Raw genomic sequence first — 2,301 nt, forward strand, 5'->3', positions numbered from 1 at the left:
AGTGCGCATGGGAAGCTCCTCCTCCAGATATACCGATGGTGAGAACCATCATGGCCTTCGAGGCCGAGCGGTTGTCCGCAGGGATGGGGAGCTTCCTTTTTACTCATTCAAGCCGAACCCGCTTCGCGGGTCGGCTTAATTCAGGCGTTAGGCCCCTAGGAGACATTCTCGCTATGCGCTTTTCAATCGTACTGCTCTCGCTCCTGGCAACTGCAAGCTTCCCTTCTATTGCGGCGGAGAGCATTTCGCCGCAAGAGTCTGAAAAGATCTCAGACAGAGCAGCTAGGTATACCGCAGCGTTGGAGGCAGATCCGCTCGGCAAAGACGCCGTTGCGATGCGGCAATGGTTACTGCAATGGCTCACTGACACCCCGGATTACACGGTTACCGTCTGTGACATTCTTGGCCCCATCCCTAATCAGCCGGTCCCATACGGCCCCGAATTATTGGTACAACAAATGTTCGGGAATGTGGCTTACCAAATCTCCAATCCCGGCATAACAGATGTGCTCGCCTTGCAACTAGCCGGTGTCGAGAGCGCTCTCCAGGCCTACTCCGCAATCATTTCGACTGACCCAAGCGCTCACATCGCCTACTTTGACACTTTGCTCGCCGAGCAGCGGAATGGTTCGCTCAAGACGTACATGGAGCCAGTTGTCGCCAAAGGCTGTGCCGAGGGCGGCGGGGCCTAACAATGCGTTCAAGCCGAAATTGCATCGCTACGCCAGCCACATGGCAGAAAAAGCTTGCCATGTGCCCGGCTACGCGCTGCAATTCGGCTTAACTTAGGCGTTAGGCCGCGTGAGAGTTTCCTCACCGTTTAAGAGCAATGGAGGTTTCAATGGCAATTACCATTCGCCCCCTCACTCCCGCCGACCGCGAAGGATGGGCGGCGCTTTATTCAGGCTATGCCGATTTCTACAAAGTGGTCCAAACGCCAGAGATGCGCGCGACCATCTGGTCATGGCTGAACGACAGCTCGCACGAGCTAGAAGGTTTTGTTGCAACGAACGAGGCGGGTGAGCTCATCGGCTTGGCGCACTATCGTCCTTTCTCCCGCCCGCTTTCGGCTACGGTGGGCGGATTTCTAGACGATCTGTTCGTTAGCTCCGCTGCGCGCGGACAGGAAGTAAGCAAAAAGTTGATCGCCGCCGTCGCCCAAGTGGGGCGCGAGAGGAAGTGGTCAGTCATCCGCTGGTTGACGGCCGAGGACAACTACCGCGCCAGGAGTTCTTACGACAAGATTGCTACCCGAACGAACTTCCTGACGTACGACCTCAAGCTTGAAGCCGCGGCCTAACAATTCCGTAAGGAACTCCCCGTCAACTCCATGCACGAGCCGCTCTTGCCTGTAGCTTTCGGGCGATAGCTGCCTTCTTGCTTGTTCCGCGTGTTGCGTACTGCGTGTCAGCGTAAGCAGCCCAACGTTGTCAGACTGCATTTCCGTAATCGGTCTTGTTGGACGCTTCGTCGCTCGTCCGGACCAGGGTAAAAACCGCACCTGGAGGCCTCATTCATTCATCGGCTTGGCCAATGCGGTGGGGATCGGCCACCGCACCTGATGGTGCCGAACAGTTAGCCAGGCTCTCTCCAGGTCGGTCTGACCCGTTGTTACCTTGCTCGCGCTGACGTTGAAGATGTGTCGATCATTCGGATGTGCGTCGTCGACTCGCTGGCCGCTGCACCATCGGATGCTTCAGCCACGCCTCGGCGTCGTAGTGCTCGCCACGCGCCAGCATCGCCCACAGCTGGCGCGCGTGTTTGAACGTCTGTGCCGAGCCGATGGTGGCCACCACCGCGTCGGCAGTGATTGGGCCGATGCCGATGATCGCGCGCAATCGCATGCAGGCTTCATCAGCGTTGGCGTGCGCATGGATCCGGCGGTCGGCGTCGGCGATCCGCGCCTGCAGTTGCTGCCACTGCGCATCGACCTGGCGCAACAGTTCCACAAGCGAGCACGGCAACCGCAATGCATCGACGTCGGCCAAGGTGCGGCGCAGGGCCGCATCGCTCTGCGGCACCACCACGCCGAACTCGGCCAGCAGGCCGCGCAGCCGGTTGCCGGTGGCCAGCGCCTCGGCCTTGTAGCCCTCGCGCACCCGATGCCATGACAGCCGCACCTGCTGGTCTATCGTCTTGACCGGCACGAAGCGCATGTTGCCTTGGCGCGCCGCCGACGTCCCCCCGGTTTTGAGTAGCACGGCGAACTGGAGTCCAATTCCCCAAAGCGAGGAGATTGGACGTGAAGAAGCGCTTTTCCGAAGAGCAGATCATCGGCTTCCTGCGTGAGGCCGAGGCCGG

At 59.5% G+C, this 2,301-nt stretch carries 2 protein-coding genes and 1 pseudogene; 2 read left to right on the forward strand and 1 reads right to left on the reverse strand.

The genetic code is table 11. From position 1 onward, the window contains the following. Together CSC64_RS13725 and CSC64_RS13730 are read left to right on the forward strand one after the other, a co-directional pair. The coding region (locus CSC64_RS13725; protein ID WP_238390052.1) for a hypothetical protein at window positions 1–692 on the forward strand (692 nt) is incomplete at its 5' end. A 149-nt stretch (window positions 693–841) separates the two neighbouring features. Further along, window positions 842–1,300 (forward strand): GNAT family N-acetyltransferase, encoded by a 459-nt coding sequence (locus CSC64_RS13730; protein WP_202922373.1) that lies wholly within the window; start codon window positions 842–844, stop codon window positions 1,298–1,300. Window positions 1,301–1,646: 346 nt separating this feature from the next. On the opposite strand, the pseudogene CSC64_RS13735 reads toward CSC64_RS13730, so the two are convergent. Next, window positions 1,647–2,177, reverse strand: a pseudogene (locus CSC64_RS13735) (transposase); the annotation flags it as partial. Between the last annotated feature and the right edge of the window lie 124 nt (window positions 2,178–2,301).

It is taken from the genome of Pseudoxanthomonas koreensis, assembly GCF_010093225.1.
GTDB classification, from domain to species: Bacteria; Pseudomonadota; Gammaproteobacteria; order Xanthomonadales; family Xanthomonadaceae; genus Pseudoxanthomonas; species Pseudoxanthomonas koreensis.